Source organism: Candidatus Frankia alpina, from assembly GCF_902806485.1.
Classification (GTDB): Bacteria; Actinomycetota; Actinomycetes; order Frankiales; family Frankiaceae; genus Frankia; species Frankia alpina.
The window spans coordinates 1-325 of record NZ_CADCWT010000622.1 but is presented as its reverse complement, the minus strand read 5'-3'; the positions used below and the strand labels follow the sequence as shown (position 1 = coordinate 325).

Below are 325 nucleotides of genomic sequence, written 5' to 3'. Positions count from 1 at the left end.
CAGGTCCACGCCTTCGGTCGGCCCGGGGGTCCGCAGCCGGTCGGTCTCGATGACCGTGCCGCCGACGATGACGTGGTCATAACCGGCGATCCTGGCCCGCATCAGCGCTTCGCGCAGGTCAGGAGCCTGCCAGACGAGCACGGCGACGCCCTCGTACAGACAGCGGTACCCCGCCGACCGGGACACGCCATGATCTTTGAATAGTTGCCTGGCCCTGGTCCCGTCACAGAACCAGCGCAAAACCATCACGGCCTGCCCCAGCGCGGACAGCGTCCGGGTACCGCTGCGGGTGCCACGACGCTGACGCTCCGCGATCAGCAGGCTC

General features: G+C 68.6%; 1 pseudogene. It reads right to left on the bottom strand.

Annotated elements, in window-relative coordinates:
* Positions 1-325: pseudogene (locus G6R25_RS24750) on the bottom strand (IS5/IS1182 family transposase); the annotation flags it as partial.